Genomic DNA, 11,602 nt, shown 5'->3' on the forward strand with positions numbered 1-11,602 from the left:
TCAGCCCCGATCCTCCGCCCGGTCCCGGAGGAGGACGGGCAGATCCAATAGCGGCAGCAATTCGTCTTCGTGCTCGACCAGCCCGGCGATCCCGCCCCGCGGCAGCAGGTGCGCCACCAGGGCTGGGAGCCGGTGGAGGCGGGCGCCGGTGAGCATCCCGTGGACCTCGTCGATCGCCAGCGCGGCCTCGCCGTCGCCGCACCGCACCACCAGTCCCCTGCTTCCGTCCCGCGGCGCGCCGAGCGCGGTGCCGCCGGCGAAGGGCGCGTCGCCCCTGCGTGCCACCCGGCGCACGTCCACCGCCGGGGCTGCGAAGCGCCTGCCCCCCAGCGTGAAGAGGAGCACCGGTGCGTCGGCGTGGTGCCCGTTCATGCGGCGGCGCTCCGCTCCCGGGCCGATTCGATCAGCCGCTCGAGATCGAGGAGCGCCACCGGCCCCTTCGCGTCGGCGCCCACCCGCTCCACGAATTCGAGGAGGCCGCCGCTTCCCTGCGGCGCCGGCTCGAGCTGCGCGTCGGCGATCTGCACCAGGCCCTCCACCGCTTCGGCCACCAGCGCGAGGCGGTAGGGGCCCGATTGGACCAGCGCCACCCGGCCCCCGCTGGCCAGCGGGGTGGGGCGCTCGCCGAGGAGCTGCGCCACGTCGAAGACCGGCAGCACCTCGCCGCGGTGCTGGAAGACGCCGCAGAGGAAGGAGGGGGCGCCGGGGAGCCGCGTCATCGGCCCGAGCCGGACCACCTCGGTGGCGAGGGATGCGGCGAAGGCGTAGCGCGCGCCGAGGAGCCGGACGCAGAAATACCAGGGGTCGGTGCCGTGCACCCCCCAGGGATCGGCTGGCTCGGGCCTGGTCTCGTCGGATCGCATGGTCGGGCAGTGTAGCCTCCTCCGGGATGTAGGCGACAACCGCTTGCTTTCCCTCCCAGGCGCTTTACTGCATCGGCGGGTGGGGTAGAGTGCGCGGATCCTTGGCTCGGAGTAGGGGGAGAGCCGATGCGGGGAATGCGCACGACCATCCTGGCACTCGTGCCGGCGCTGGCTGCCCTCGCATGGGCGCTGGCCTGGCCACAGCTCCATGGACCCGGCGCCGTCGAGGCGCTGGGCGCGTTCATGGGCCCGTCCCGCTGGTCGGAGGGACGCAGCGCGTTGCCGCTGCCCTGGCGGCCGTGGCGCGGCACCACCCGGCTCGGCGATTACGAGCGGCTCCTCGCCGCGCTCTACGCCCCTGCGGCGCAGGACGACCCCACCCAGCCGCTGGCGCTCGCGCAGCAATACGTGTGGCGCGGCGGGGCGGGGGATGCGGAGCGCGCGCAGGCGATCCTGGAGGCGCAGCCCGAGAGTGCGGTGGTGTGGAACGAGCGGGCGCTGGTGGAGCTCTCCCGCGGCAGGCGAATCGAGGCGCTGGCAGCGATCGATCGGGCCATCGCCCAGGAGGGAAGCCTTCCGGCGGCCCGCTTCAACCGGGCGCTGGTCCTGGAGCAGCTCCACCTGCGCGGCGAGGCCGAGGCTGCCTGGCGGCACTTTCTCGCGGTGGAGCCGGCGGGACCCTGGGCAGCGGAGGCGCAGCTGCGCATGGAGCGGCTGCAGCGGCCGCTGGAGAAGGCGCCGCGGAACGGGAGCTCGTCCCGGATCGTCCGGAGCCTCTATCTCGTCGAAGACGCCGCGGCGCTGGATGCGTGGCGCCGCCAGCGCGAGGCGCGGCAGCTCCTCGAGCAGAACGGACCCACCTCCGATCCGCTGGTCCGCTCCACGGTGGCGTGGCTGCGTGACGCAGGCGAGGCGGAGTGGGCGGAGCACCGCCGCCTCGGCGGCGTGTACCGCTCCTGGTACACCCGGGTGATGGAGGGGCGGGCCGATCATCGGAAGCTCGCCGCGCTCGCCGAAACCGACGCGCCGATCTTCGCGGTGCGCTACCTGCAGCTTGCTGCCTACGATGCGCTGCAGCGGCAGGAGCGGGCCGCGGCCAGGGAGCTGCTCGAGCGGCTCCTCGAGCGGTGCGGGCGCTTCGGCTGCGGGGAGGAGGCGATCCTCGCCCGGAGCGATCTCGGCAACCTCCTCCTCGGCGAGGGGGATTTCCACGGGGCGGAGCGGGCCTTCGACGCCGCCTTCGCGGCGCTGCCGCAGGATGCGCACGTGCGCCGCGCGGAGCTTCTCACCAAGCGTTCGATCGTCGCGAAGGGCTACGGCGCCGAGCAGCAGGCGGTCGAGCTCCTCCTCGAGTCGGTGCGTCTCTCCGAGCTGGCTGCTGGCGACCACCCCCTCGCCGCCTCCCTGCTCAACCTCTCCCACCACCTCGCCGGGCGCGGCATGCCCTCGGTGGTGGCAGCCTTCGCGCGGGAGTCCCGCCGCGTCGCGGAGCGGGCGGGCATCGCCCGCCTCGCCCAGAAGGCGCAGGCGAACCTCGCCGCGGCGCTCCGGGAGGAGGGGCGGCTCGAGGAGGCGGCGGCGGTGCTCGAGGTGGCGTGGGCGGAGGCGCAGGCAGCAGCCGTCCCCCCCGTGCTCGGGGCCAACCGCCTCGGCCTCGCCCTGGTGCGCCTCGAGGAGGAGCGGCCGGCGGAGGCCCTCGCGCTTCTCGACGAGGCGGAGCGCAGCTTCGGCGAGGGGCTCGACCCCCGCCACCGGATCCGGCTCGCGCAGGCGCGGGCAAGCGCCCTGGAGCAGCAGGGCGAGCTGCGGGGCGCAGCGGCGCAGCTCGAGCGGGAGGCAGCGGAGGTCGCCGCGCAGGCGGCGCGCCTCCCCTCGCCGCTCGCACGGCAGCGGGTGGGCGCTGCGGCTTCCGATTCGATCGGCAGGTTGGCGTTGCTGCGGGGGCAGCTCGACGGCGTCGGTGCGGGCTGGGAGATCCTCGCGCCCCGGGGCAGGCGGCAGCTGGCAGCAGACGAATGCCTGGTCGCGCCGACGCGTCTTCCTGCGGGCAGGACGGTGCTCTTCGTCGCCACGCGATCCAACGCGTTCTTCGAGGTGGTCCCGGTGGCGGTCCCCGCGGTCGATCTGCTGGCGCGCAGCCGCTGCGGCCCGGGCACCCGGCGGATCACGCTGCTCGATACCATGGCGACGGACGCAGCGCCGATGGCCCGGGTGCTGCGACGCCTCCACCCGGAAGTGGCGGTGCTCCTCGCCGGCGACGCGCTCCAGCCCTGGCCGGACGGCGGCGTATCGGGGCCTGCGCTGGTGGTCCACAGCCCCAGGCCCACCCAGAGCGACCGCGGCCTCGCCTTCCTCTACGGCGCCGCCCGGGAGGCGGCATCGATCGCCGCCACGCTCCCCGAGGTTCGCGAGCTGCGCTACGAGGCAGCCACGCCTGCAGGGGTGCGTGCCGAGGCAGGGCGCGCGGGCCTCCTCCACTTCGCGGTCCACGGCGACGGGCGGATGGAGACCGGCGCCGCCTCGCACCTCGTCCTCGCCGGGGAGGCGGGGCGGCTCCAGGTCGTCGACGTGCTCGGCCTGCAGCTGCGGGAGAAGCGGCCGGTGGTGGTCCTCTCCGCCTGCAGGAGCGGCGGCCGCAGCGCCGATCCCGAGAACGACGGCGCCGGCCTCACCTGGGCCTTCCTCCACGCCGGCGCGCGGGCGGTGATTGCCCACCAGGACGATCTCCGCGACGACGTCGGACTCGCCTTCGCCGCGTCCTTCTATCCGGCGATCGCAAGGGGCGCCGGGCTCTCGGCGGCCTTCGAGGCGGCGCTCGCCGGCGTGCGGAAGGAGCACGGGGCGGCCGCCGCGGAGGGTTTCCTCCTCTCGTTCTGAAGCGCTCGGTTCAAAGCGCCGCCACCCGCAGCTACACTGCGCCGACTGGTGGAGGTCGGGTGTGAGAGGCGTCGCAGCAAAGATCGCAGCAACCGCCGTGCTCATCGGCGCGGCCCTGGCGGCGCTGATCTGGCCGCGGCTCTTCCCACCTTCGCCGGCGGAGGTGCTCGGCGGCTTCCTCGGGGAAGCCCGTTGGTCCGAGGGGCGCAGCGCGCTCGGCTTGCCATGGCGCCCCTGGCGCGGCGGCGAGAAGCTCCAGGCGTACGGGCCGGTCCTGGCGGCGCTCTACCACGACGAGGAGGCAGGCGACCTGCCTCTGGCGCTGGCGCAGCTCTACCTCTGGCGCGGCGACACCGGTGATCTCGACCGGGCGGAGAAGCATCTCGCCGGGCTCCCCACCGAGGCGAAGACCCTCAACGAGCGCAGCCTCCTGCTCCTCGCCCGTGCGCAGGGCGTCGAGGCGCTGGAGACGATCGAACACGCCTTCGAGCTGGCACCGTTGGATCCCGCGGTGCTCTTCAACCGGGCGATCGTGCGCGAGCATCTCGGTCTGACGCGGATGGCTGCGGAGGCGTGGGAGGCCTTTCTCGGTGTGGAGCCGGCGGGTCCCTGGGCTGCGGAGGCGCGGGAGCGCGCGGCAGCGCTCGCCACGGCGGAAGCGCCGCCCGGCGATCTGGAGCTGCGCCTCGCGAAATTCGAAGGAGCGATCGCCCACCTCGATGGTCCCGATGCGCTCGCCGCGTTGCGGGGCGATCCGGCGACAGCGGTCCTGCTCGATGAACTCCTGCAGCGCGGGGAGCGGCTGCCGGCGGCGCTCCTCACCCGGCTGCAATCGCTGGACGCGGCGGCGTGGAGGGAGCGCCGCCGCTGGAGCGAGGCCTACACCCGCGAACGGGAGAAGGTCCTCTCCGGCACCGCCGACCTGCGCGCCCTCGAGGCGCTGGGAGAGGTGTCGGATCCGCTCATCGCGCTGCGCTTCAACCGGCTCGCGCTCTACGACGCGGTCCAGCGACAGGACGTCGCCGCTGCCCGGCGCCTCTACGAGCGGATCGCTGCCATCTGCCTCCGGGAGGGCTGCGTCGAAGCGGTGGTTCTCGCCCGCTCGGACCTCGCCTCGCTCCTCGTCCACCAGGGCCGCTTCCACGAAGCCGAGCAGGAATGGCGGCACGCCGCGGAGGCGCTCCCCGAGACGGCGACGGTCCGGCGCGCCGAGCTCGTCTCGAAGCGCTCGCTCCTCGCCTGGCGCACCGGCGCGTTCCGGGAGGCAACCGAGCTGGCGATCGACTCGGCCCGCGGCATGCGCCGGGATCCCGTCGGCAGCGCGACACCCCTCGTCAACGCCGGCTTCTTCGCCATGCTGCAGGGAAAGCTGCGCGCAGCCGAGGTCTTCTGCAGGGAAGCGCTCCTGCTCTCCCGGCAGGTGCAGGTGGTTCGGACGGCGCTCATCGCGAGCCGGACACTCGCGGACATCCGGCTCGACCGCGGCGATCTCCAGGGCGCAGCGAGCGTCCTCGACGAGACCCGGGAGGATGCCGAGGAGACGGGCATCGTGCCGGTGCTGCAGAGCAATCGGCTGAGCCTCGCACGCATCCGGCTGCAGCAGGTCCGGCTCTCGGACGCGCGCACGCTCCTCGAGCGGGTGCTCGCCGAGGAGGAGGCGCGCAATCTCCAGAACTTCCGCGTGGAGGCGCTCGAGCTGCTCGCCCGCGTCTCCGCTGCAGAAGGGAAGGACGACGAGGCGTTGCGCTTCCTCGAGAAGGCGGTCGCCGTCGCGGACGAACAGGTCGCGCACGCGCCCTCGCCCCTCGCCGCGCAGCGCATGTGGGCCGAGACCGGATCGACCCGGCTGGCCCTCGCCGAGCGTCATGCAGCCAGGGCCGACGCCGCTGCCTTCTGGCGGATTCTCGGCGGCGCCGAGCTGCGGGAGCTGGCGCCGGACGAGTGTTTCGTCGCCGAGACCCGCCTCGACGTGGGCTGGGGCCTCTGGGTTGCGACGAGCGAGGGCACGAGGCTGCTCCGCGGCGATGCGCCGCTGTCGCCGCTGCAGGATGGCGCCTGCCCCGCTGGCGTTCGCCGGATCAGCCTCCTCGACCGTTCCGGTCTCGACTCCGCCGCGCTCTGGAGGCGCCTGCGCGACGAAGCGCCAGGGGTGGCGCTGGTTGCATCCAGCGGGCCCGAACGGCCGTGGCCGGCTGCGCAGCCGAGCGGTCCAGCTCTCGCGGTGCACAGCCCGCAGCCCGTCGAGCTCCGGAGCGGTCTCGGCTTCCTCCCCGCAGCGCCGAAGGAGGCGGCGATCGTACGGGGTGCGTTCCCGGGCTCGAGGGAGTTGCGCGGCATGGCGGCGACACCCGCCGCCGTCCTCGCGCAGGCGGGGGCGTACGGCCTGCTCCACTTCGGCGTGCACGGCGAAGCCCGTCTCGGCAAGGGCGCTGCCTCCTACCTGCTGCTCGGCGGCGAGCTCGGCCGCCTCGAGGTCGCGACGATCCTGGAGATGCCGCTGCGGGAGCGGCGTCCGGTGGTGGTGCTCTCCGCTTGCAGGAGCGGCGGCACGGTCGTCGACCGGGAGCGCGACGGCGCGGGGTTGGGCTGGGCCTTCCTCGAGGCGGGGGCCCGGGCGGTGGTCTCGTACCAGGACGCGCTCGACGACGAGGTGGCGCTGCTCTTCTCCGCGGCGTTCTACGACGCGCTGGGCAGGGGAGCGGATCTCTCCGCTGCCTTCGAGTCGGCGGTGGCGAAGGTGCGGCAGGAGCGTTCCGCTGCTGCGGCGGCACGCTTCGTCCTCTCGATCTGATCCTCGGGTGAGGGCTATGCTGTGCGACACCGCCACACGTCCGGTATGGCGCGCACGCATTGCCAGGGGGATCTCTCGATGAATCGCGAATTCTATTTCCCGTCTGCTCTCGTCACGCAGGAGGCGGATTTCGTCCGCGTCCGCTTCTGGGCGCGCAAGGACAAGGACACCCTCCAGATCACCGGCAACGACCCGAAGGCCTATCTCGACGGCGCCCAGATCGTGCTGCAGGTCAGCGGTGCTTCGGGCACGCCCTCCTTCCCGCCGCTCAACGCGGGCAGCGAGCTCTACGACGAGCCGTTCATCGAGGTGCAGTTCAAGGGCAAGTGCATCGCGCGCAAGGTTCCGCGGTCGGGGGGCACCGGGCTGCGCGTCACCGTCGACGGCGGCAGCTGCGAGGTCCTCGACGGCACCGGGCTGCCCTTCGATCCGTCCGACGTCGCGGCTGCAGCGAACGTGACCCTCGGCGGCATCTGCACGTCGGCCGACGACCAGCCCCACGGCCCGCCCATCCCGCCCGCCGGCAGCAACTGATGATCACCAGCCGCCTCCGCCCCTTCGGCACCACCATCTTCAGCGAAATGACGCGCCTCGCCCTCGAGCACGGCGCGGTCAACCTCTCGCAGGGCTTTCCCGATTTCGAAGGACCGGCCCGGGTGATCGAGGCGGCGGTGGCGGCGCTGCGGGGCGGGCACAACCAATATGCCCGCTCCATGGGGCTGCCGCCGCTGGTCGAAGCGGTGGCAGCCCATCGCGCGCGCTGGTACGGCCAGCGCTTCGAGCCGTCGAGCGAGGTGGCGGTGACCACCGGCGCCACGGAAGGGATCGCCGCGGCGATCCTCGGGCTGCTCGAGCCGGGCGACGAGGTGATCCTCTTCGAGCCCTTCTACGACAGCTACCCGGCGGCGGTGGCGCTCGCAGGCTGCACCGCGAAATGCCTCACCCTGCGCTTCCCCGACTTCGCCCTGGACGTGGACGCGCTGCGCTCGCTGGTGGGCGAGCGCACCAGGCTCCTCGTGCTCAACTCGCCCCACAACCCCAGCGGCAAGGTCTTCACCCGCGCGGAGCTCGAGGCGATCGCCGCGCTCTGCGTCGAGCGTGACCTGCTGGTGCTCTGCGACGAGGTCTACGAGCACCTCACCTACGGCGCAGCGCACGTTCCTCTCGCCACGCTGCCGGGGATGCGGGAGCGGACGCTCACCACCTCGAGCCTCGGCAAGACCTTCTCCTTCACCGGCTGGAAGATCGGTTGGCTCACCGGGCCGAAGGAACTCGTGGCAGCGGCGCAGGCGGCGCATCAATTCCTCACCTTCGCCACCGCCACGCCCCTGCAGATCGCTGCGGCCGAAGCGCTGCGCAGCTGCGACGAGCCCTTTGTGGAGGGGCTGCAGGGCGCGTACCGATCGCGCCGCGACTTCCTCGTCGACACGCTGCGCGCTGCGGGCTTCGCCGTCTCGGTACCCGCAGGCGCCTACTTCGTCCTCGCCGACTTCTCCGCGCTCTCGCGGGAGGACGATCGCAGCTTCGCCGAGCGGCTCGTCCGCCAGGTGGGCGTGGCCGCGATCCCGCCCAGCTGCTTCTACGCGGCCGATCCGGCGGAGGGGCGCAGGCTGCTCCGCTTCGCCTTCTGCAAGCGGCTGGAGACCCTCGAGGCGGCGGCAGAGCGGCTGCGCGTGCTCGCCGGCTGAGCGCACTGCGGGTCGCTCCGACGCAAAGCGATTTGCCCGCGCGAATTTTGTGGTACCTGCCCGCCGATGATCGAGCCGTCCCAGGCGGTGGTGACCACACCGCGCAGGCCGAAAGCCGTTGACGTCGCCGAGGCCCGGGCCGAGGCGGCGCGCCTCGGCTGCCGCTACGTCGAACGCCGCAGCCAGGGGTGGGAGAAGCTGGTGGAAACTACCGGCGCACGAGCGGTGCTGGCGGTGGCCCACGGCGACCGGGCGCTGTGGCTGCCGGGGATGACCGTGCCCTGGCGCTTCCATGGCGGGATGGCGGTGCTGCGGATCCGGCGGATGATCGCAGGTGTCGAGCCCGATCCCTTCCTCGCCGCCTGCGACGTGCGCGCGGGGGATCGCTTCCTCGACTGCACCGGCGGCGCCTGCGCCGACGCGCTGGTCGCTGCCCACGCGGTGGGGGAGGGCGGCCACGTCGAGGTGATCGAGGCGAGCGCGCTGCTCCACGCGGTGACGGGCCATGGCGCCCGGCACGTGCGCTTCGGCGAGGCGCCCATCGACGCGGCGCTCTCGCGGATGCACGTCACCCTGGGCGATCACCTCGAGGTGCTCCGCTCGCTCCCCGATCGCTCGTACGACGTCGTCTATTTCGATCCCATGTTCCGCGAGACCACCACCGCGGCGCCGGGCTTCGACGTGGTGCGGGCCCTCGCCGACCCGCGGCCCCTCGCGGCGGAGGCCCTCGCCGAGGCCAGGCGCGTCGCGCGCCGCCGCGTGGTCCTCCAGGATCGCAAGACCGGCGGCGAGCTCGAGCGCCTCGGGCTCCCCGAGCTACCGGTGATGAGCCGCTACGCCCAGGTACGCTTCGGCGGCCTCGTATTCGCGTAGGCGAGGAACGAAGACGGCGCCCGGTCTCCCGGACGCCGCCCTGCTGCCTGCCGTGTAACGCAGCTCAGAAGGTGTACTGCGTGTAGACGTTGAGCACGCTGACCGACTGGTTGTAGCGGCCGGCGGCGTTCGGCTGGGCGGAGGGTGCTTCGAAGGTGGTCACGTCCTCCACCTCGACGTTGCGCTCGTTGTAGATCACCTGGGTGAAGGTGCCGCTCAGGACCCAGTTCGACGCGAGGGCGAACTCGCCGCCGATCGCGAGCGTGTACTTGGTCATGTCGATGAGCGCCGGATCGAGGGTCTCGTCGGGGACCGCGTTCCCGTCGTAGCCCAGGCCGATGTAGCCCTCGGCGCGCTGGGTGAACCAGTAGGAGACGCCGCCGCGGAGGCCGAAGGCGTCGTCCCAGTTGCGCGGGATGTTCTGGATCACGGAGCCGTCGCCGGTGATCTCCGCGCCGTTCTCGGCGAGATCACATTCGGCGTTGGCAGCGTTCACGATGCACTGCCGGTCGAAGACGCTCCAGCGGGCGTACTCGCCGAAGAGGCGGGCCTCCCACTGCCGGTCGAACTGCCAGCGGGCGCCGAAGCGCCACACGTCCGGGAGCTCCTGCTGCAGCTCGACGTCGGTCACGCCGGGCTGGCCGTCGGCGAGCACCGTGTCGAGGGTGCCGTCGAGGACCATCTCGCCGAATCCGGGCTGGCTCTGGTAGGAGACGCCGACCCAGAGCCGATCGACGGGCTCCCAGATCACGCCGCCCGAGAGGGAGAGGTCCCAGCCGCTGGTGTCGAGATAGGAGCGGCCCTCCTTGATCGTGGTGCCGTCCTCGAGGACCAAATCGTCGCTGCCGTCGAGGTTGCGGGCGCGGATGGTGTGCACGGTGCTCTGCACCGCGTTGACGCCGACACCGACGGAGAGGCGGAGCGCGGGGATCTGGTAGGCGGCGGCGCCGGTCACGTAGAGCGACTGGATCCTGCCGTCCATGGTCCACCAGCGCTGCACGCCGTCGGCGGCGCCGGGGTATCGCGCGTTGCCCTCCCAATCCTCGTTCTCGTCCCAGGAGGCGACGCCGCCGAAGGGCACGTAGACCGCCACGCCGGCGCCGAAGTTCTCGAGGCCGAAGTTGGTGGTCACCGCTGCGAAGGGGGAAGCGATGAAGTCGCCGAGGGTCGCCTCGCCGCTGTTGGCGCCAACGGCGTCGAGGGGGGTGAAGCCGTCGCTGCCGTTCGGCTCGCGGAGGTTGCTGATCGCCTCCTCGGGCCGCTCGTAGGTGGCGGTCCGGTAGGCGAAGCTGCCGTCGAGGTAGAGGCTGAAATTCCAGCCTTCCTTCTTCCGGTCGTATTTGTTGTAGGTGGAGCCGAGCGCCAACCCCGCCGGGTTGTAGTACATCGCCGTGGGATTGCTCGTGGTCGGGTGGCCGTGTTCGCCACCGAAACGTGCCGCGAGGAAGCCGCTCGCCGAGGCCGGCTGCGCCGCGAGGGTCGTCGCCAGACCTGCTGCTGTTCCGAGGATGATTCGCCTCAAAATACCCTCCGGACGATGGGTTCCGGCAGCGCTGCAGAGGTTTGACAGCGCACCCGCCGGGCCGCAAACTTGCCGCTCACCTGCTGTTTCGGAGCGATTTACCCATGGCCCGATCGCACCTGTCAAAGAGTTCGCTCCTTGCGCTGACCGGCACCGCACTCCTGCTTGGCGGCTGCCCGGATCCCGAGGGGAAGTGGGACGAATTCCTCGACCGCACCGAGGACCAGCGGGGCGGGGAGACGGTGAGCTGCGAGGTCACCAACGTCTACGACGTGAACGGCGACTTCCTCCTCGCCCTCTCCACCATCCTGGGGCGCAACCTGCCCCTGCTCTTCGTCGCCGAGACGGAGATCAACGTCGTCAACGAGATCGAGTGCCCGCCCGAGGGCTGCAGGATGAGCCTGCGCCTCCAGCCGATCGTGCCGCTCACCTCGAGCCCCGCTGCGCTGGCGGAGCACGACCGGTCCAATTGCCCGGAGCCGGGGGAGCCGACCGGCGATCTGATCGTGCTCGAGAACGTGCCGGTGGATCCCTTCGGCGAGTTCGTGGCGGACTTCGGGGAGCAGACGGTCAGCGGCTGCGCCAACCCGATCACCGGCCGCGAGATCGTCGCGACGATCACCCTCGACGGCAATACCGTGAGCCCCGACATCTACGCCGGCGACCTGCAGGGCGACGTCTCGGTGCCGATCACCCAGTCGCTCCGGGGTTCGACCTTCGCGGCGGTGCGGATCGAGGGCGACGAGCTGCCGGAGCCGGCGATCGATTGCGAGGACGCGATCAGCGGAAACGGCGGCGCCGGTGGTGCCGGTGGTGCCGGTGGTGCCGGTGGTGCCGGTGGAGCCGGTGGAGCGGGCGGTGCCGGTGGTGCGGGCGGAGCAGGCGGCGCCTGAGAGTTTGTGAAACAAACTCTCCAGCGCAGCCGAAGGCGGAGCGATCGCAAGTAGGAGCGTTTCTCGCGCGAAGCGCGAGCGAAGGAATCGGGCCG

9 protein-coding genes are annotated in these 11,602 nt (G+C 72.3%); 6 read left to right on the forward strand and 3 right to left on the reverse strand.

What is annotated here, in order from left to right; translation table 11 throughout:
• Entirely contained in the window at positions 1 to 372 is a 372-nt protein-coding gene (locus tag ACESMR_RS23450; protein WP_373049564.1) for a hypothetical protein, read from the reverse strand.
• Positions 369 to 863, reverse strand: a complete 495-nt coding sequence (locus tag ACESMR_RS23455; RefSeq protein WP_373049565.1) for a chemotaxis protein CheW — start codon at positions 861 to 863, stop codon at positions 369 to 371. The genes ACESMR_RS23450 and ACESMR_RS23455 overlap by 4 nt, the downstream gene beginning before the upstream one ends.
• A gap of 135 nt (positions 864 to 998) precedes the next feature.
• On the opposite strand from ACESMR_RS23455, the gene ACESMR_RS23460 reads away from it, so the two are divergent.
• The 5 genes from ACESMR_RS23460 to ACESMR_RS23480 all read left to right on the forward strand — a co-directional run bounded on the left by ACESMR_RS23460 (position 999) and on the right by ACESMR_RS23480 (position 9,092).
• Positions 999 to 3,740, forward strand: a complete 2,742-nt coding sequence (locus ACESMR_RS23460) for a CHAT domain-containing protein (protein WP_373049566.1) — start codon at positions 999 to 1,001, stop codon at positions 3,738 to 3,740.
• A 61-nt stretch (positions 3,741 to 3,801) separates the two neighbouring features.
• Entirely contained in the window at positions 3,802 to 6,531 is a 2,730-nt protein-coding gene (locus ACESMR_RS23465; protein ID WP_373049567.1) for a CHAT domain-containing protein, read from the forward strand.
• A gap of 78 nt (positions 6,532 to 6,609) precedes the next feature.
• Positions 6,610 to 7,065 (forward strand): hypothetical protein, encoded by a 456-nt coding sequence (locus tag ACESMR_RS23470; RefSeq protein ID WP_373049568.1) that lies wholly within the window; start codon positions 6,610 to 6,612, stop codon positions 7,063 to 7,065.
• On the forward strand, positions 7,065 to 8,219 hold the full coding sequence (locus ACESMR_RS23475) for a methionine aminotransferase (protein ID WP_373049569.1): 1,155 nt from the start codon (positions 7,065 to 7,067) through the stop codon (positions 8,217 to 8,219). Before ACESMR_RS23470 ends, ACESMR_RS23475 begins: the two co-directional genes overlap by 1 nt.
• Positions 8,220 to 8,285: 66 nt before the next feature.
• Positions 8,286 to 9,092 carry a class I SAM-dependent methyltransferase gene (locus ACESMR_RS23480; RefSeq protein ID WP_373049570.1) on the forward strand — a complete coding sequence of 269 codons (807 nt, stop codon included), beginning with the start codon at positions 8,286 to 8,288 and terminating at the stop codon, positions 9,090 to 9,092.
• Positions 9,093 to 9,156: 64 nt separating this feature from the next.
• Here ACESMR_RS23480 and ACESMR_RS23485 read toward each other — a convergent pair whose 3' ends face one another.
• On the reverse strand, positions 9,157 to 10,614 hold the full coding sequence (locus ACESMR_RS23485; protein WP_373049571.1) for an OmpP1/FadL family transporter: 1,458 nt from the start codon (positions 10,612 to 10,614) through the stop codon (positions 9,157 to 9,159).
• Positions 10,615 to 10,718: 104 nt separating this feature from the next.
• On the opposite strand from ACESMR_RS23485, the gene ACESMR_RS23490 reads away from it, so the two are divergent.
• The gene (locus ACESMR_RS23490) at positions 10,719 to 11,507 is read left to right on the forward strand and encodes a hypothetical protein (RefSeq protein WP_373049572.1); all 789 of its coding nucleotides are present in this window, start codon (positions 10,719 to 10,721) and stop codon (positions 11,505 to 11,507) included.
• Positions 11,508 to 11,602 lie beyond the last annotated feature (95 nt).

It is taken from the genome of Vulgatibacter sp., from assembly GCF_041687135.1.
In the GTDB taxonomy this organism is placed as follows: Bacteria; Myxococcota; Myxococcia; order Myxococcales; family Vulgatibacteraceae; genus JAWLCN01.